Origin of the sequence: Staphylococcus simulans, assembly GCF_025561465.1 — a bacterium.
Lineage (GTDB): Bacteria > Bacillota > Bacilli > Staphylococcales > Staphylococcaceae > Staphylococcus > Staphylococcus simulans.
In genome coordinates, this window is the sequence record NZ_CP095100.1 from 2,023,579 (window position 1) to 2,043,562 (window position 19,984).

Annotated in this window: 8 protein-coding genes; 2 read left to right on the forward strand and 6 right to left on the reverse strand. The window is 36.6% G+C overall.

The features are described from left to right. Nucleotides 1–221 precede the first annotated feature (221 nt). Nucleotides 222–1,424, forward strand: a complete 1,203-nt coding sequence (locus MUA87_RS09500; protein WP_002481868.1) for an argininosuccinate synthase — start codon at nucleotides 222–224, stop codon at nucleotides 1,422–1,424. After that, nucleotides 1,417–2,790: an argininosuccinate lyase gene (argH, locus tag MUA87_RS09505; RefSeq protein WP_023015792.1), complete on the forward strand. Its 1,374-nt coding sequence runs from the start codon at nucleotides 1,417–1,419 to the stop codon at nucleotides 2,788–2,790. Before MUA87_RS09500 ends, argH begins: the two co-directional genes overlap by 8 nt. Before the next feature lie 131 nt (nucleotides 2,791–2,921). Here argH and MUA87_RS09510 read toward each other — a convergent pair whose 3' ends face one another. The 6 genes from MUA87_RS09510 to MUA87_RS09535 all read right to left on the reverse strand — a co-directional run bounded on the left by MUA87_RS09510 (nucleotide 2,922) and on the right by MUA87_RS09535 (nucleotide 19,914). After that, nucleotides 2,922–4,166: a Glu/Leu/Phe/Val family dehydrogenase gene (locus tag MUA87_RS09510; RefSeq protein WP_002481866.1), complete on the reverse strand. Its 1,245-nt coding sequence runs from the start codon at nucleotides 4,164–4,166 to the stop codon at nucleotides 2,922–2,924. Nucleotides 4,167–4,275: 109 nt separating this feature from the next. Beyond that, nucleotides 4,276–5,466 (reverse strand): ornithine--oxo-acid transaminase, encoded by a 1,191-nt coding sequence (locus tag MUA87_RS09515; protein WP_262550641.1) that lies wholly within the window; start codon nucleotides 5,464–5,466, stop codon nucleotides 4,276–4,278. Between the two features lie 190 nt (nucleotides 5,467–5,656). Further along, entirely contained in the window at nucleotides 5,657–7,201 is a 1,545-nt protein-coding gene (gene pruA / locus MUA87_RS09520) for an L-glutamate gamma-semialdehyde dehydrogenase (RefSeq protein WP_002481864.1), read from the reverse strand. A gap of 262 nt (nucleotides 7,202–7,463) precedes the next feature. After that, a complete protein-coding gene (locus tag MUA87_RS09525; RefSeq protein WP_262550643.1) occupies nucleotides 7,464–8,591 on the reverse strand; it encodes an NADH-dependent flavin oxidoreductase in 1,128 nt (375 codons plus the stop codon). A 153-nt stretch (nucleotides 8,592–8,744) separates the two neighbouring features. Further along, nucleotides 8,745–9,131: a S1 domain-containing post-transcriptional regulator Ygs gene (gene ygs / locus MUA87_RS09530; protein ID WP_002481862.1), complete on the reverse strand. Its 387-nt coding sequence runs from the start codon at nucleotides 9,129–9,131 to the stop codon at nucleotides 8,745–8,747. A gap of 244 nt (nucleotides 9,132–9,375) precedes the next feature. Next, on the reverse strand, nucleotides 9,376–19,914 hold the full coding sequence (locus MUA87_RS09535; protein ID WP_262550644.1) for a lectin-like domain-containing protein: 10,539 nt from the start codon (nucleotides 19,912–19,914) through the stop codon (nucleotides 9,376–9,378). Between the last annotated feature and the right edge of the window lie 70 nt (nucleotides 19,915–19,984).

The following is a 19,984-nucleotide window of genomic DNA, read 5'->3' on the forward strand; positions in this document are numbered from 1 at the left end:
TCATTTTTTACTATTTTTCTAGGAAATAAAGTGTTGTACATTCTATAGTTTTTATGAATTTTGCATACATTTAGAACAAGCCTTGCTGTCATAGGGTATAAATGAGTGAGATTTCATCTTTTTGTATATTTATGTAAAATAATGGTTTATTTCTCATCTTCAATCTGCTATGATAATAACATGTTAAAAAATTCAAACTATTCTAACGAGGTGTAAAGATTATGAAGGATAAAATCGTATTAGCCTATTCAGGCGGATTAGATACTAGTGTGGCAGTAAAGTGGCTGATCGATAAAGGTTACGATGTAGTTGCTTGTTGTTTAGACGTCGGCGAAGGAAAAGATTTAGATCAAGTTTATCAAAAAGCATTAGATATGGGCGCAGTAGAATGCTATATCATTGATGCGACTAAAGAATTCAGCGATGACTATGTTGCTTATGCAATTAAAGGTAATTTAATGTATGAAAACACATACCCAGTTGTTTCAGCATTATCTCGCCCATTAATCTCTAAAAAATTAGTTGAAATTGCTGAAAAAACAGATGCAGTAGGTATTGCACATGGCTGTACTGGTAAAGGTAACGACCAAGTACGTTTTGAAGTAGCCATCAAAGCGTTGAACCCTAAATTGAAAGTATTTGCACCGGTACGTTCATGGGGTTGGAGTCGTGAGGAAGAAATTGATTACGCAATCAAAAATAACATTCCAGTACCAATCAACCATGACTCTCCTTACTCTATCGACCAAAACTTATGGGGCCGTGCCAACGAATGTGGTATTTTAGAAGATCCTTACGCAGCACCGCCTGCAGATGCATTTGATTTAACTCGAGAAATCGAAGATACACCAGATACACCTGATGAAATCGTTTTGAAGTTTGAAAAAGGAATTCCAGTAGAAGTCGATGGAAAAGCATATCCATTAGATGATTTAATTCTTTATTTAAACGACTTAGCAGGCAAACATGGTATCGGACGTATTGACCATGTTGAAAACAGATTAGTCGGTATTAAATCACGTGAAGTCTATGAAACTCCAGGCGCTGAAGTCATTCTGAAAGCACATAAAGCTTTAGAAACTATCACATTGACAAAAGATGTGGCACACTTCAAACCTGTGATTGAAAAACAATTCGCAGAACAAACCTACAATGGTTTATGGTTCTCACCTTTAACTGATTCATTAAAAGCATTTATTGATTCAACTCAAGAACATGTCAGCGGTGAAGTACGTGTGAAATTATTTAAAGGTAATGCGGTTGTAAATGGCAGAAAATCTCCATATTCTCTATACAACAAAGAACTTGCGACATATACAAAAGAAGATGCCTTCAACCAAGAAGCAGCAGTAGGATTCATTGAAATTTACGGCTTGCCGACTGAAGTCAATTCTATGTTGCATGGGGGTTATTCACATGAGTAAAAAAGCCTGGGGCGGTCGCTTCCAAGCAGAACCTGAAGCGTGGGTAGATGCTTTTAATGCTTCTATTCACTTTGACCACCTATTAATAGATGAAGATATTCAAGGAAGTATTGCACATGCGACGATGCTTGCACAACAAGGCATCCTTACTTCTGAAGAAAGCGACACCATTATTAAGGGACTCCAGGACATCCAACAAGATTACCACGATGGTAAAGTTGAATTTACAGAAGCTTTAGAAGATATTCACTTAAACATCGAACATGAATTAATCGAACGTATCGGCCCTGTCGGCGGTAAGTTGCACACTGGCCGCAGCCGTAATGATCAAGTCGCAACAGACATGCATCTCTATACAAAGAAAGCAGTCAAAGAAATCATTGAATTGATTCATTCTTTACAAGAGACGATTGTTTCACTTGCAGATAAACACGTCGATACGATTATGCCAGGTTATACGCACTTACAACGTGCACAGCCAATTTCTTTTGCACATCATGTCATGACTTATTTCTGGATGCTTGAACGTGATAAAGCCCGCTTTAACGATGCTTTAAAACGTATCGATATCAATCCATTAGGTGCTGCTGCTTTAAGCGGTACAACGCATCCGATTGATCGTCAGAAAACACAAGAACTTTTAGATTTCGCATCACTTTATGAAAATAGTTTAGACGCTGTAAGTGACCGTGATTATATTGTCGAAACACTCAATGCGATTTCGCTTGTCATGATTCATTTATCACGTTTCTCTGAAGAAATTATTTTCTGGTCAACAGATGAAGCAAAATTCATCACTTTATCTGATGCATTTTCAACAGGTTCATCTATCATGCCGCAGAAAAAGAATCCAGATATGGCAGAATTGATTCGTGGTAAAACTGGCCGTACTACTGGCCATTTAGTCAGCATGCTGATGACATTAAAAGGTTTACCATTAGCTTACAATAAAGATATGCAAGAAGATAAAGAAGGTTTATTCGATGCGGTGCATACAGTCACAGGCTCATTACGTATCTTTGAAGGGATGCTCGCTACATTGACTGTGAATACAGACCGTTTAAACGAAACCGTACACAAAGACTTCTCAAACGCAACAGAACTTGCAGATTATTTAGTGGAAAAAGATATTCCATTCCGAGAAGCACATGCGATTGTAGGACAAATTGTTTATTGGTGTATTCAACACGATTGCTATTTACTCGATGTGCCACTTGAAAAATATCAAGAATTCTCACCTACTATTGATGAAACGATCTATAGTTATTTAAAACCTGAAAATTGTTTGAAACGTAGAAAAAGTTACGGTTCAACAGGACAAGAATCCGTACGTCATCAAATTGAAGTCGCAAAAGCTTTATTATAATACGAAAAACCATTACCCGAGCGTTATCAGGTAATGGTTTTTTCATTCGTTATGATTTATAAAATTAAAAGTAAAAAAAGACCCTACCAGTTTTCACTGATAAGGTCTTAATTTCGTTATGAGCTATAAATTTAAGCCCAACCACGATAGCGTGCTGCTTCTGCAGTACGTTTAATACCGATAATGTATGCTGCTAAACGCATGTCAATTTTACGGTTTTGTGCTAATTCATAAATATCATTGAATGCTGTGATTAATTTATCACGCATTTTTTCGTTTACTTCATCTTCTGTCCAGTAGTAACCTTGGTTATTTTGAACCCACTCGAAGTAAGACACAGTTACACCGCCGGCACTCGCAAGTACGTCTGGTACTAATAAGATACCGCGTTCGTGTAAGATACGTGTTGCTTCTAAAGTTGTAGGTCCGTTTGCTGCTTCTACTAAGATATCCGCTTTGATGTTTGGTGCGTTATCTTTTGTAATTTGGTTTTCAATTGCAGCTGGAATTAAGATGTCGCAATCTAATTCAAAGAGTTCTTTGTTAGAAATTGTTTCTTCAAATAAGTTTGTTACTGTACCAAAGCTGTCTCTACGGTCTAATAGGTAATCGATATCTAAACCTTCTGGATCAGATAATGCACCGTATGCATCTGAGATACCGACAATCTTAGCGCCTTTATCAAATAAGAATTTCGCTAAGAAGCTGCCTGCGTTACCGAAACCTTGAATTACAATTCTTGCTCCATTTAAATCAAGGTTTTTAATTTTAGCCGCTTGTTCAATCGCAATAACTACCCCTAATGCTGTTGAACGGTCGCGTCCTTCAGAACCGCCAAGCACAATCGGTTTACCAGTGATAAATCCAGGTGAGTTGAATTTATCTAATGCACTATACTCATCCATCATCCAAGCCATGATTTGTGAGTTTGTCATTACGTCTGGTGCTGGAATATCTTTAGAAGGTCCAACAATTTGTGAAATTGCACGTACATAACCACGAGATAATCGTTCTACTTCATGAATACTCATTTCACGTGGGTCACAGATGATACCGCCTTTACCGCCGCCGTATGGTAAGTCGACAATACCGCACTTCATTGTCATCCACATTGATAATGCTTTTACTTCATCCACGTTAACGTTCGGATGGAAACGAACGCCACCTTTAGTAGGTCCGACTGCATCATTATGTTGTGCACGATAGCCAGTGAAAGTTTTAACAGTACCGTCATCCATTCTTACTGGAATACGAACTTCTAAAAATCTTAAAGGTTCTTTCACTAAATCATACATACCGTCATCAAAACCTAATTTATGCAAAGCTTCTTTGATAATTTGTTGTGTCGATGCCACTAAATTATTGTTCTCAGTCATAATCCTTCTCGCCTCTTTTTCCTAACAATGATTTCGCTTTCATTTGTATTGTAACATAAGCGCTACCTTTTTAAAGGGTTTTCATTCCTTTTGTTACAACTTTTTGAACTCAGCTGAAAACCTTCTTAATTCTCTCTAATGCGTCATCAATTTCTTCCTTAGAAATAATCAATGGCGGCGCAAATCGAATCACCGTTTCGTGTGTTTCTTTGCACAATAATCCTTGTTCTTTTAATGCTTCAGCATATGGTCTCGCATTCTCTTTCAGTTCTAAACCGATGAATAAACCACGACCACGTACCTCTTTAATAGCTGGGTGATTAATCTTTCTTAATTCTTCTTGGAAATAATCACCGAGTTCTCTTGAACGTTCTGCGAGCTTTTCATCTACTAACACATCTAATGCCGCAATAGAAACTGCTGCAGCTAATGGATTACCACCGAATGTAGAACCATGTGAACCTGGTGTGAAGACATCTAACACTTCATGATCAGCTGCTACAGCTGAAATTGGCAGTACCCCGCCGCCAAGTGCTTTACCTAAAATGTACACATCTGGTTTTACATCGTCCCAGTCTGTCGCAAACATTTTACCTGAACGACCTAAGCCAGATTGGATTTCATCTGCGATAAATAAGACATTGTGCTCATCCGCAAGTTCACGAATCGCTTTCATATAACCTTCAGGTGGTACATTAATACCCGCTTCACCCTGAATCGGCTCTACTAAAATCGCAGCTGTATTTTCGTTAATAGCTGCTTTTAATGCATCGACATCTCCGAAATCTACTTTTTTGAATCCCTCTAGTAAAGGACCATAACCGCGTTGATATTCCGCTTCAGAAGACAATGATACCGGCGCCATCGTACGTCCATGGAAGTTGCCGTTAAACGCGATAATCTCAGCTTTATCTGGATCAATACCTTTAACTTCATAAGACCAACGACGTGCAGCTTTAACCGCTGTTTCAACTGCTTCTGCACCTGTATTCATTGGTAAGATTTTTTCTTTGCCTGTTAATTCACTGACTTTCTCGTACCAGTCCCCTAAATTATCACTGTTGAACGCACGAGAAACGAGTGTCACTTTATCCGCTTGATCTTTTAGTGCTTGAATAATTTTAGGATGACGGTGGCCTTGGTTAACTGCTGAATAAGCCGCTAACATGTCCATGTATTTATTGCCTTCAGGATCTGTTACCCAAATACCGTCTGCCTCAGAAATGACAATTGGAAGTGGCGTATAGTTGCGCGCCCCATAGTGTTCTGTTTTTTTGATAATATCTTCTGTTCTTGTCATAAATGATTCCTCCTCTATATCCCTTTGTTTTTATTTTTCTTATAGAATGTCACTCCATTGTATAGTTTCCACACTTTAAAATATTTTTGAAAAAAATCACATTATAGATACCGCATAATGCGACTAGAGCTATAATGTGATTTGTGTTGCTTATTTCAATCTTCTTTCAAGTTGTTTATATTGTTATATTTTATAGGTGTTCAGATACTGTACGACCTTGTAGGTGAAGCACTAGATAGTCTGGGCCACCTGCTTTAGAGTCTGTACCTGACATTTTGAAGCCGCCGAATGGTTGGTAACCGACAACTGCACCTGTACAACCACGGTTGAAGTAAAGGTTGCCGACCATGAAGTCGCGACGTGCTTGTTCGAGTTTGAAGCGGTTATTAGAAATAACTGCACCTGTTAAACCGTATTCAGTTGCGTTCGCATATTCAATCGCTTGATCGAAGTCTTTCGCTTTACTGAAACCAACAACAGGTCCGAAGATTTCTTCTTGCATCACACGGCTGTCATAAGCTAAGTCCGCAAATACTGTCGGATATACAAAGTTTCCGACTTCATCGTCTACTTTACCGCCAGTTACTAAACGACCTTCATCTTCGCCGACTTTCAAGTAACTTTTAATTTTCTTCAATGCTTTCTCATCAATAACAGGTCCCATAAAGTTATTGTAGTCTGAAGCATCACCGACTGTTAAAGCTTCAGTTGCTTTTTGAACGCGTTCTAATAAGTCATCGTAAATATCTTCTACTGCGATAACACGTGAACAAGCTGAACATTTTTGTCCAGAGAAACCGAATGCTGAGTAAACAATCGCATCAGTCGCAACATCTAAATCCGCTTCACTATCAACCACAATTGTGTCTTTACCGCCCATTTCTGCAATGACACGTTTCAAGTGGTTTTGACCTTCTTGGATTTTAGATGCTTTCTGCATAATGCTTGTACCGACATTTTTAGAACCTGTGAATGAAATTAAACCGACATCTTTATTTTCTACTAAGAAGTCACCGATATCACTAGAATCGCCAGGAATCCAGTTTACTACCCCTTTTGGAAGTCCTGCTTCTTCTAATACTTCCATAAATTTGTATGAAATAACCGGTGTGTTTGATGATGGTTTTAATAATACCGTATTACCTGTTACTACAGGTGCTACTGTTGTACCTGCCATAATCGCATACGCAAAGTTCCAAGGAGAGATAACGACAGAAACCCCGATTGGTAAATAATCAAATTGGTTGTATTCTCCTGGACGAGAGTTGACAGGTTTACCGTCTTTCAGTTCTAACATTTGACGTCCATAGTATTCCATGAAGTCAATCGCTTCTGCAGTATCAGCATCTGCTTCTTTCCATGGCTTACCGCCTTCTTTTGTAAGCAATGCTGAAAATTCGTGTTTACGACGACGTGTAATCGCAGCAGCTCTGAATAAAATATCTGCCCTAACTTCAGGAGCTACAGTACGCCATGTTTTAAATGCTTCTTTCGCCGCTTCTAATGCTTTTTCCGCTAATTCTTTATTCGCCTTAGAGACATAACCGATTGTCTCTTCTCTATTCGACGGGTTAAATGATCTTACTTTATCGTCTGTATAGATACGTTCACCATTAATAATGAGCGGATACTCTTTACCTAAGTCTTCTTCGACTTTTTTGAGCGCTTTTTCATAAGCCTCTCTGTTCTCTGCTTTTTGGAAATCTGTAAATGGTTCATGTTTGTACGGAATCATTTTTAATCCCCCTTTGTTTAATATTAAAAATGGTATAAGAAAGCCCTTACATTTCTAATAATTACATAAAACTCCTATGATGTAAAAGGAAAAATGCTTAAAATTACGAAAATTTAAAATAGTGTGATTGCGCAAGACTGTCACGACAGGAAAAAGAAGATTCTACACAAAAATTAAAAAAGACCACACGATTAATACGTGCAGTCTTATATATAAATCTTAAACTTTCATATAATATGATTTCATTTCCCTTACCAATGAATTAATGTTCACCTTTTTCTGGTAATGGATAGAAACCATTATCAAATTGTTTCCATAAGTTTGGCGGTAAATTATGATTATCTTCACGAGTCGGATCAAAGTAAGAAATAATATCTTCTGTACGTCCTTCTTTAATCTTCTCAATGAATTCAGCATCTAACAAGATTTCTCGACCTAGCGCAATGAATTGTACACCTGTATTTAAAGCGTCTAGGGCCTCATCAGCGTTAAAGATTGAACCGATACCTACTAATGGGATTTTATCGTCAATCCACTCACGAATGAGCTCAATACGCGTTTTACCTTCATATTTGCCCTCTCTAGTTTTAGAGTGGATGTCCATCAGTGAAGCATGAAGATAATCTAGTGGTTTGCTAGATAAGCAACCTAATAATTCTTTAGTTTGTTCCATTTTAATGCCGTCTTCTTCTGGATCTTCTGGTGAGAAGCGGTAGCCGACAATAAAGTCTTTATCTGCGAATTTACGAACTGTGTTCAGCACTTCATCTACCACAGCAAGCGGATATTTATAAGGCTTGCTCCACTCATCTTGACGACGATTGTAGTGGCGTGAAACGAATTGGTGAATTAAATAATGGTTCGCACCATGAATTTCTACACCATCAAAGCCTGCTTCAATAACACGGCGTGTCGCTTCACCGAAAGCTTTGATTGTTTCTTCTATTTCATCAGGTGTAATTTCACGCGCATGATGTTCTTCTTGTTGGCCGAAACTCTTCAATGAAATCGGACTTGGCGCTACGACATCTCCTTCTGGTGTTAAGTTAGGTAGAGATTGCGCACCAGCATGATGAATTTGTACAAGTGCTTTTGCGCCATTTTTCTTCATGACTTCAGCTAATTGTTTTAATCCTTCAATATCTGAGTCATGCGCCACTGAAGGCTGACCTGGGAAACCTTTACCAATGTCTGTCACATTACTCGCAGCACTGACACTGATTCCTACATCTTTAGAACGTAACTCCATATGTTTCAGCTCATCTTCTGAGATGGTACCATCTTCATTAGATGATACGTGTGTCAATGGTGCAAGCACAAAACGATTTCTAATCTCTACTCCATTTGGCAGAGTATATGATTCAAACAATGGTTCATATTTCTTATCCATTTATACGTGCCTCCTAATTTATCTTTGTGCATTCATTTTAAAGCACCGATAAATAAATTAAAAAAGAATCGCTCAAATCATTTTGAAGACAAAATAAATAAAAGGCCAATATACCACATGCTTATCATGTCGTATATTGACCTTCATATGAGATTAGAGTTTATTTTCTCTAATCATTCTCTTAGACTGTGCAATCCAAACCGGTAAACGTTCTTCTAATGTTTGAAACCCGTATTTTTCGTTTTCTTTGATCTCATCCAAAACAGATTTTTTCTCTTTCTTACGTTCATAATTTTTAAAGTAGTCATTATCTTTTAATGACAAATTGAGTTTACCTTCTTCATCTATAGACAGTATCTTGGCTTTGACAATTTGTCCTTCAGATAAGAACCGATTTAAATTATGGACATAATCATTCATGATTTCTGATATATGAATGAGTCCTTCCGTGTTGTCAGGGGTTTCTACAAATGCGCCATAAGGTTGAATACCAGTCACTTTAACTTTTACGTGTTGTCCTGATTTATAGTGATTATTCAACTTAATAACCCCTTAATTTCGTATTATTTCTAACAATAACATCATAGCATAAATTAAAGAGGCTCACTAACCGTAACGGTATGATATTTTCGAATTTTTTGATTTATAGCGCAAATTTCACTGAAATAAATAAGATAAATCTCTACCTTAAAATTCCAATAAAAACACAAAAGCACCCCTGCTTTCGATATCAAATCGATCGCAGAGGTGCACACTTACTTAATCATTCTTTTGAAAGAACGGATTATTTTTCAGTGTTATCTTTGTCTTCATTTTTACGTTTTCTGAAGAACATCATTAAACCACCAATCGCAAACATTAATGAAGCATATTGTGGGTCGATAGATGAAACATCTTGACCTGTTTCTGGTAATGCTTTCGCTTTATTTTTGCCTGCATTTTCAGCTTTAGCTTTAGTTGCTCCAGCTTTTTCAGCTTTTGTACCTTTTGTAGCTTTTGTAGCTTTAGATGTTTGTTTATCTTGTGCTTTCACATCAGATTTTGTATCAGATTTAGCTGTATTTGGTGTAGATTCAGTTGTTTTTCCTGTTTCTTTCGCAGGAGCTTTAACTTTTTCTAGACCATTCAATGCAGTTTCAACAGCTTTAGTTGCTTCTTTAATATCTTGAACAGAAACATTATCTGCTTTTTCAACAATGACTTTTCCATCTACAACTGCTTGATCTAATTTTTCAACAGATTCTGGAGTGTATTTAGATTTATCAATTGTTTCAGTTTTATCTAATGCTTTTTCAAGTTCAGCTAAAGCGTCTGCTTTGGCTTTCGCAACTGCATCTGCTTTATCTTGAGCCACTTTAGTTTCAAGTGCTTTTGCTAAATCAGATTGTGCTTTGTCCACAGATTCTTGAGTCGCATTTTGATCTGCTTCAACAGTCACTGCTGTATCTAATGCGTCTTTTACTGCTTTGTCTTCTTTATCAGTCACGTTCAAATCTAAACCTTCAGCAGTTTCAATTACTTTTTCAAGTTCTGATTTATCTGCTTTAGTTACTAAGCTTGATTGTGTTGATTTCAAGACTTCTGTTGCTTTGACAACTTGTTCCACTGTTACAGATTCTGGATTGTTCACGATGCCTTGTGCCACCGCTTGTGCATCTTCGAATGGAGCAACACTGTTTGGTGTGAAGTTATCTTTAACCACTGTTCTTGAGCTTGCAAGTTGTGCTTTCAACGCTTCAAGTGCTTTGTTGAAGGCATCGACTTTATCTTGAGTCACTTTATTTTCGATTGCTTTTTCTAATTCAGAAGTTGCTTTGTTCACAGACTCTTGAGTTGCATTTTGGTCTTTTTGAACAGTCACTGCTGTATCTAATGCGTCTTTTACAGCTTTGTCTTCTTTATCAGTTACATTCAAGTCTAATCCTTCAGCAGTTTTAATCACTTTTTCAAGTTCCGATTTATCTGCTTTGGTTACAAAGCTTGATTGTGTTGATTTCAAGACTTCTGTTGCTTTGACAACTTGTTCTACTGTTACAGATTCTGGATTGTTTACGATACCTTGTGCCACTGCTTGTGCATCTTCGAATGGAGCAACACTGTTTGGTGTGAAGTTATCTTTAACCACTGTTCTTGAGCTTGCAAGTTGTGCTTTCAACGCTTCAAGTGCTTTGTTGAAGGCATCGACTTTGTCTTGAGCTACTTTATTTTCGATTGCTTTTTCTAACTCAGAAGTTGCTTTATTTACAGACTCTTGAGTCGCGTTTTGATCTTTTTGAACAGTTACTGCTGTATCTAATGCATCTTTTACAGCTTTGTCTTCTTTATCAGTCACATTCAAGTCTAATCCTTCAGCAGTTTTAATCACTTTTTCAAGTTCTGATTTATCTGCTTTGGTTACTAAGCTTGATTGTGTTGATTTCAAGACTTCTGTTGCTTTGACAACTTGTTCTACTGTTACAGATTCTGGATTGTTTACGATACCTTGTGCCACCGCTTGTGCATCTTCGAATGGAGCAACGCTGTTTGGTGTGAAGTTATCTTTAACCACTGTTCTTGAGCTTGCAAGTTGTGCTTTCAACGCTTCTAAAGCTTTGTTGAAGGCTTGTACTTTTTCTTGATCAGCTTTGTCTTGAGCTGCTTTAGTTTCAAGCGCTTTTGCTAAATCAGATTGAGCTTTGTCGACTTCTTCTTGTGTTGCGTTGAAGTCTTCTTGTACTTTGATTGCTTTATCTAAAGCATCTTGAACCGCTTTGTCTTCTTTGTCATTAACGTTCAATTCAGTATTTTCTGCTGTGTCGATCACTTTATCAAGTTCAACTTTGTCAGCTTTTTCTACTAAATGTTTTTGCGCTTCTTTCAAGTCTTGTGTTGCTTTATTGATTTCTTCAACTGTTTTACCAGCAGAATTTTTCACGATAGCTTGACCTGTTGTTTCAGCTTTAGTTAATGGTTCTACACTGTTTGGAGTATATGCATATTTATCGATTGAAGCTACTTTTTCAAGTTCTTTTTTCAATACTTCTAATGCAGCATTCACTTGATCAGCTTTATCTTGAGCTGCTTTAGTTTCAAGTGCTTTTGCTAAATCAGATTGAGCTTTGTCGACTTCTTCTTGTGTTGCATTCAAGTCTTCTTGAACTTTGATAGCTTTGTCTAAAGCATCTTTGACTGCTTTATCTTCTTTATCATTTACGTTCAATTCAGTATTTTCTGCTGTGTCGATGACTTTATCAAGTTCAACTTTGTCTGCTTTTTCTACTAAGTGTTTTTGCGCTTCTTTCAAGTCTTGTGTTGCTTTATTGATTTCTTCAACTGTTTTATCAGCAGAATTATTTACAATAGTTTGACCTGCAATTTCAGCATCTGTAACTGGTTTAACACTATTAGGAGTGTAGAAGTCTTTGTCGATAGTTTTTACTTTTTCAAGTTCTGCTTTCAATGCATCAAGCGCTTTGTTGAATGCGTCTACTTTATCTTGAGTTGTTTTAGCTTTTACTGCATTTTCAAGATCAGTTTTAGCTTTATCAACTGTTTCTTGTGATGCGTTTTGATCTGCTTGAACTTCTTTAGCAGTATTTAATGCATCTTGAACCGCTTTATCTTCTTTATCAGCTGGATTAAGCTCTAAAGTTTCTGTAGTTTTAACAACTTTATTCAATTCTTCTTTATTTGCTTTAAGTTCAAGTTTATTTTGAGCATCAGTAATTGTTTGTGCTGCTTGTTTCAACTCTTCAACAGTCTTAGTAGCATCAGCACGAGCTGTTTCACCAGCTTTAACAGCTTCTTCTAATGGAGTGACTGTGTTTGGTTTGTATTCATCTTTAAATACTGAGTTTGCTTCTTTAATAGCTTTTGTTAAAACATCTAAAGCATCTTGACGTTCTTTTGCAGCAATCGCATCGTTAATTGCTTTTGTTGCGTTAGCAACTTGTTCTTCTGTTACATTGTGATCTTCGTTAACAGCTTCACCTGCTGTTACTGCATCTTGAACGACTTTGTCTTCTTTGTCAGTTGCGACTAAGTCACCTAAAGTTTTTGCTTTTTCAAGTGCTTTCACAAGTTCTGTTTTATCTGCTTTTGAAACTAAGTTTGCTTGAGCATCTTTCAATGCTTTTGTTGCTTCCTCAATTTCTTGAGTTGTTTTATTAGCTGCATTATCAACTACATTTTGTCCTGCAGTTTCAGAGTCAGTTAAAACTTTTACGCTGTTTGTAGTGTAAAGTTCTTTATTAACTGTTTTTGCTTTTTCAAGCTCTGCTTTCAATGCATCTAAAGCATTTTGTTTTTCAACAGCTTCTTTAGTATCTTGTGCTTTTTTAGCATTTAACGCATTATCTAATTCAGTTTTAGCTGTATTCACTGCTTCTTGCGTTGCATTTTGATCAGCTTGTACTGTTTTCGCTTTGTCTAAAGCGTCTTGAACAGCTTTATCTTCTTTATCATTTGTATCAAGCGCACCTAAATTTTCAGCTATTGTCACAGATGTGTTCAACTCTGTTTTGTCTGCTTTTTTATCTAATGCATTTTTAGCATCAGTAATTGCTTTTGTAGCCGCTTTGATTTCTTCAACTGTTTTAGTTGCGTCATCTTTAGTAGTTTCACCTGTTGTGACTGCTGCTTCAAACGGTGTCACTGTATTTGGTTTATAGTCATCTTTCTTAACTGTGTTAGCATCGTCAATTGCTTTTTGTAATTCATCTAAAGCGTCTTGACGTTCTTTCACAGCAATTGCATCGTTGATAGCTTTTGTGGCATTTGCTACTTGTTCAGTAGTCGCATTGCCATCTTCATTGACTGTATTACCAGCTGTGACTGCATCTTGAACGGCTTTGTCTTCTTTGTCAGTTGCGTCAAGTGCACCTAAAGTTTTAGCTTTTTCAAGAGCTTTCACAAGTTCTGTTTTATCTGCTTTTTGAACTAAAGCTTTTTGTAAATCTTTCAATTCTTGTGTGACAGCTTTGATTTCTTCAGTAGTTTTAAGTTCAGGAATTATAACAATTGCGTTGCCTAAAACTTCTTTGTCGGCTAAAGGTTTCACACTGTCTGGTGTGTAGTCTTTATAGTCTAATTTACCGACTTTTGAAAGTTCTGCTTTCGATTCATCAAGCGCTGCTTTTTTAAGTGCGTCAAGTTCGTCTTGAGTTTTCTTAGCTGCAACGGCTTGATCAAGTTCAGTTTTAGCTGTATTTACAGCTTCTTGACTCGCATTGTCGTCAGCTTGAACTGTTTTTGCTTTATCTAAAGCATCTTGGACTGCTTTATCTTCTTTATCATTTGTATCAAGCGCACCTAAATTTTCAGCTGTTGTCACAGATGTGTTCAACTCTGTTTTGTCTGCTTTTTTATCTAATGCATTTTTAGCATCAGTGATGGCTTTTGTAGCTGCTTTTAATTCTTCAACTGTTTTAGTTGCGTCATCTTTCGCAGTTTCACCAGCTGTGACTGCTGTTTCAAATGGTGTTACTGTATTTGGTTTATAGTCATCTTTGTTGACTGTTTTTGCGTCTGTGATGGCTTTATTCAATTCATCTAAAGCATCTTGACGTTCTTTTGCGGCAACTGCATCATTGATTGCTTTTGTAGCTTTTTCAACTTGTTCAACTGTTGCATTGTCATCAGCTTTAACAGTATTACCTGCTTCTACAGCATCTTGAACCGCTTTATCTTCTTTATCTGTTGCTGCTAAATCAGTGAAAGTATTCGCTTTATCAAGTGCTTTTTGTAATTCTGTTTTATCTGCTTTTTTCACAAGAGCATTTTGGGCATCTTTCAATGCTTGAGTTGCTCGATTAATTTCTTCAGTTGTTTTAGCTTCAGGTGCTGCAACAATATCATTACCAGCAGTTTCTTTTTCATTTAATGTTGTGACTGTGTTTGGAGTATATACAGTTTTATCTACTGCTTTCACTTTATCAAGTTCTGCTTTTAATGCATCTAAAGCTTCTTGTTTAGCTTGTGCATCTTTCGCGTCTTGATCTTTCTTAGCATTGACTGCATTATCCAATTCAGTTTTAGCTGTATTCACTGCTTCTTGTGTTGCATTTTGATCATCTTGAACTGTTTTTGCTTTCTCTAAAGCGTCTTGGACTGCTTTATCTTCAGCATCTTTAGTATCAAGTGCACCTAAGTTTTCAGCTGTTGTAACAGATGTGTTCAATTCTGTTTTATCCGCTTTTTTATCTAGTGCATTTTTAGCATCAGTAATGGCTTTTGTAGCTGCTTTGATTTCTTCAACTGTTTTAGTTGCGTCATCTTTTGCAGTTTCACCAGCTGTGACTGCTGTTTCGAATGGTGTTACTGTATTTGGTTTGTAGTCATCTTTATTGACTGCTTTTGCGTCATTGATAGCTTTAGTTAACTCGTCTACAGCATCTTGACGTTCTTTTGCGGCAATCGCTTCATTGATTGTTTTAACTGCGTTAGCAACTTCTTCAGTAGTCGCATTACCGTCACCATTTACTTTTTGACCTGCAGTAACTGCATCTTGTAATGCTTTGTCTTCTGCATCATTAGGATTTAAATCACCATATGCAATTGCTTTATCTAAAGCATTGCCAAGTTCAGTTTTATCTGCTCTTTCTTTCAAAGCATTCACTAATTCTTCAATTTGTTTTGCTTTCGCAAGTGTTGCTGGTGTATCAGCAGATGGTGGGTTGTTGATGATTTTTTGTCCTTCAGTAATTGCAGTTTTTAACGGTTCATACGTATTTGGTGTATATTTCGCTTCATTAAGTTGCTCAGCTTTATTTACAGCTGATTTTAAAGCTTCAATCGCGTCTGCTGCTTTTTTGTTATTGATTTCATCTTCAAGATTCCAAGTTGCTGTTTTGATTTCTTCAGGTGTCGCATTTGGATTATTTTTAACAGTTTCAGCTGCATTTAAAACATTTTTCAATAATTGATCTGTATTAGAATCAGTTAAAGGTTCTAAAGCTTTCGCTTCAGTAATTGCTGTATCTAATTTTGATTTATCTGGTACAAGTTGTGCAGTAGCATCTTGAACTGCTTTAGTCGCATTGTTCAATGCTTCAACTGTTGATGTGTTATCGCCAGCTGCTGTTTTACCCGCTTCTACTGCTGTATCAAATGGTTTAACAGAATCAGCAGTATAATCTGTTTTATCTACTTTGGCAGCATCTTCTAATGCTTTATTCAATTGATCTAAAGCATCTTGATGCGCTTTTGTAGCAACAGCATTATTGATGGCTTTTGTTGCATCTGCCACTTGTTGTGGTGTTGCATTGTCATCTTTGTTGACTGTTTGTGCAGCATCAATAGCATCTTGAACTGCTTTATCTTCTTTATCAGTTGGTTCTAAACCAGTAATAGCTTTTGCAGTATCAAGTGCTTTTTGTAAATCAGTTTTGTCTGCTTTTGGAACTAAAGCATCTTTGGCATCTTTTAATGCTTTTGTTGCGGCATTGATTTCTTCAGTTGTTTTAGTGTCCGGTGCATCAGCAATGGTTTGGGCTGCTGTTTGTTTTTCAGTTAATGGTGTCACTGTATTTGGTGTATATGTTGCTTTGTCTAAAGCTTTAACTTTATTCAATTCATCATTTAATGCATCAAGAGCTGCTTGTTTTGCGGCTGCATCTTTAGCATCTTGATCTTTTTTAGCTGCAACAGTGTTATCTAAATCAGTTTGAGCTGTATTAACCGCATCTTGTGTTGCGTTGTCATCAGCTTGAACTGTTTTCGCTTTATCTAATGCATCTTGAACTGCTTTATCTTCAGTATCAGCTGGATTTAATGGTAATGCTTCAGCTGTTTTAACTGAATTATTTAAATCGTCTTTATTAGCTTTTGGAACTAAAGCATTTTGAGCGTCTTTCAATGCTTTTGTTGCGGCATTGATTTCTTCAGTTGTTTTAGTGTCCGGTGCATCAGCAATGGTTTGGGCTGCTGTTTGTTTTTCAGTTAATGGTGTCACTGTATTTGGTGTATATGTTGCTTTGTCTAAAGCTTTAACTTTATTCAATTCATCATTTAATGCATCAAGAGCTGCTTTTTTTGCAGCTGCATCTTTAGCGATTTGATCATCTTGAGCTTTTTTAGCTGTAATCGCAGTATTCAAATCATCTGTAGCTGTTTTAACTTGATCAGCTGTTGCATCACCATTTGTATTAACCGCATTTGCTGCTGCTAATTTATCTTGTAATGCTTTATCTACAGGATTATTTGGATTTAGATTGTTATAACCATTAGCTGTGTTAATTGCTGTTTTAAGTGCTGTTTTATCTGCTTGAGGAACTAATACATTTTGTGCATCCTCTAATGCATTTGTAGCTGCTTTAATCTCAGCAATTGTTTTAGAACCTGGTGAACCTAAAATAGTTTTAGCATTTGTCAAAGCTTCAGTAAACGCTTTTTTACTACTTGTTGTAAATTGATCTGGGTCAATAGTTTCAACATACTCTAATGTTTTTCTTAATTCATCTAAAGCATCTTCTTTATCCAATTCATCTTGTAAATTTTTAGCTGCTATCGCATTATCTAAATCAGTTTTCGCTTTATTAACTGCAGGTTGATCGATATTTAAATCACCTTGAACAGTTTTAGCAGTTTCTAATGCTGTTTTAAGCGCATCATCTTCAGGATCTCCAGCCTCTAATGGTTGAAGAGCTTCTGCTGTTGTAATAGATTGATTCAATGCTGCTTTATCTGCTCTTGGAACTAATGCATTTTTAGCATCTTTAATAGCTTTTGATGCATCGGCAAATTGTGCATTTGAACCATTTTCAGGTTGACCAGCTAATGTGTCGCCCGCTGTTACTTTTGCTTCATAAGCTTCAACACTGTTTGGTGTATAGCTATCTTTATTTACAGTGGCTGCATCTGCTACTGCTGCTTTCAAATCTTTAAGTGCAGCATTAGGCTGAACAGTAATATTAAATGTTGAAGTAGCTGGTTCACTCGCTTCTTGTGTTGCTGTAACTGTAACATTAAATGTTCCTTCAGCTGTTGGCGTACCTGTAATTTGTTTTGTTGCCGCATCAAACGATAAACCTGCTGGTAGACCCGTTACTGCTACAGTTGGGGCTGGATTTAAATCCCCTTCAACATTTACAGCGATTGGAGTAATTGGTGTATAAGCTTCGCCTGTTTGTGCATTGATTGGTGTGATTGTAGGTGCTTGAGCTCCTGCTACAGAAATTTTAAATGTTTTAGTAGTTGTATTTCCAGCCATATCTGTTGCTGTTACTTCAACAGTTGCATCTCCAGGTGTTGTTGGAGTACCTGTAATTTGTTTTGTTGTTTCATTAAATGATAAACCAGTTGGTAAACCTGTAACTGCTATTGTGTCAAAGTGTCCACTATTATCCGTAATATCCAAAGTGATTGGTGTAATAGCTTCTGAAACATTTGTAGTAACATCTGTAACCTCTGCGATTGTAGGATTTTGAATATCAACGACTGTATACACAAGTTGTTGTGCATCATTTTCTAAAGTGACAGTTCCAGCACCTTCGTCGTAACCAATTGCATGACCCTCATCTCTAACTTTTGTATCACCAAATTCATAACCCTTGTCAGCCAAATATTCAGTATGATCTTTTAATGTAATTTTTTCTTTAACATCTCCCGCAGTACGAAGAGGTTTATCAATCGCTTCTTCAGTATCATCGTCTATAAAGTATTCATCTAATATAGCTGATGCTGTAAATCTGAACTCATCTAATTTGATTTGTTGTAAATTATAATGATCTGTAGTTGAAGCTACAATTGAAAAAGCAAATGAATCTTTATGTGAATAGTTAATATAGTCTTGCATGTTTTGAGACCATGTTTGCGTACCATACGTAATTGTCATCACTTTAGTTGTACCATTATAATTAAATTTAAAAGGTACTAATTGATTATTTGGTTGTTCTTTTAATAAAGCCGCATCTCCTGAATTATTTGGAGTTAATAATACAGTATTAACTAGACCTTTGTCTGCAGAGTAAATAAAAGCACCAAATGCTCCTTTACCTTTAAATCGTTCAAGATCGACTGATGCTCCGTTTAAATTATCATTAGTCGAGTTTACAAAAGTATCTAATTTAAATCCAAAGCTAGATGGTACACCACCAATACCAAAACCTTGTCCTGTTAATCCAAGGGTACTAGTCTTACCCGGGTTGAATGTAATCGCTAGACCTTCTCCACCAGTTACCCCATCTTTTGGATGACCTTCATATTTATCACCAAGATTAACCTCACCAGAAAAACTGAAATCTTTAGTTAAATTTAGTTTAACATCTAAAGACATAGCTCCACTTTTGTTCGCTTCATTAGTCGTTAATGTTACAATACCGCTTTGAGAATCATAAGTTGCATCATTTAACGTTTTAAAATATTCGCCAAAATTTTCTTTAGTTACAACAATTTCTTGGCTTGCAACTTCTTCAAGATCAAATGCTCTTGTTGAATAACCTGAAGCTTCTTCACCTGTTCTTGGTAAAGTTGCTTGAGGGCTAAATAAGTCTTTTTGAGCTGATGCTTCTTCAAGCAAGAGTCTTAGTACTTCTGATTTTAATTGTTCTGGTGTTAAGTCAGTAGTATCAATAACTGCTAGAACTGCATCCACTTTGGCACTGTCATAGTCATTACTCAAGTCTGCTTTTACTTTTTCTACTTTTTGTTCTGGAGACAATACAGATGTTTCAGTTACTGTTTCAACCGCTTTTTCTACTGCTGGCTCAGTTGCAGGAGTAACTACTGATTCAGGAGCTTCTTCCTTGTTTTCAACAACAGGTTCTGATGCTTTCTCAACAGTTGCTTCTGCTTTCACTGGTTCAGCTTCAGTAGAAGGTGTTTCTTTTGTTTTTTCAACAGTTGTTTCTGTTGATTCTTTTGAATTTTCAGTTTTTTGCGTTTGAATTGACTCTTCTTTTTGTGCAACTGCTTGTGCTGCTGCTTTAGCTTTTTCAACTATAGCGTGGACAGTTGATTCTGAATCTGCTTGTTGTACTTCTAGAGTATAACTGTCAACTTCTTCTTTGTTTAAATTTTTAAGTGAAGTAATCTCTGTAGTAGCTTGTTTTTTTACTTCTTCTAATGCATTTTGCGTTTGTGCTTTATTATCAGTTTGCTGTTGTGTAGCATCAACTGTTTTTTCAAGTGACGTTTTGTTATTTTCCTCAGGTGCTTGTTGTGTCGTACTACTATCATTAGAAGCCTCTACAACTGTATTGTTATCGTTTATATTCTCTGCTGCTTTGGCTTCGCCGCTATGACCTAAGAATAATAGAGATCCGATTAGAATAGATGCTGTGCCTACAGTAAATCTTCTAATAGAGTATCTATTTCTTAAGTTAGGCAAAAAGTCCAATTTTTTCATATGATGTCCTCCGATACTAGTATATTTCTACTACATCTTTATTATAATATTGTATTGCCCAATTGTATAT